The organism is Pseudomonas sp. HY2-MNA-CIBAN-0224 (genome assembly GCF_040310285.1).
Classification (GTDB): Bacteria; Pseudomonadota; Gammaproteobacteria; order Pseudomonadales; family Pseudomonadaceae; genus Aquipseudomonas; species Aquipseudomonas helleri.
This window is the reverse complement of sequence record NZ_JBEOPQ010000303.1, coordinates 1-329: the sequence shown is the minus strand read 5'-3', so window position 1 is coordinate 329 and position 329 is coordinate 1. Positions and strand designations below refer to the sequence as shown.

The 329-nt window shown below is 49.8% G+C and carries 1 pseudogene; it reads right to left on the bottom strand.

Going from position 1 to position 329, the window contains the following annotated elements:
* A pseudogene (locus AAEZ03_RS26505) lies at positions 1 to 284 on the bottom strand (hypothetical protein); the annotation flags it as partial.
* Positions 285 to 329 lie beyond the last annotated feature (45 nt).

Sequence of the window (329 nt, the reverse complement as noted above, 5' to 3'; positions counted from 1 at the left end):
CCATACTTTAGCTCGATTTTTGCCATGTCTAGGGCGCCGCGATGATGTCCCAGCATACCTTTCGCAAAGGCAGTATCAGCATCGTTATAGACCATGCCGATCATCATCTCATCATGCATTCTCGTCATTGACTTGGTGTAGTCTTGGAGGATATCCGTCATTTGCATCTCATCCGCCATTGCATCGCCACCTGTCATATCGTGACCTGCGTGAGCATCCATGTCCATGCCTTCATGATTCGCAGGCATCTCAGTCGATGGTGTCGCCACTTTTTCTGTAGGCATCCCTTCATCGTTCTCGGTTGCTGGCTGACAAGCGCTCAGTATAAG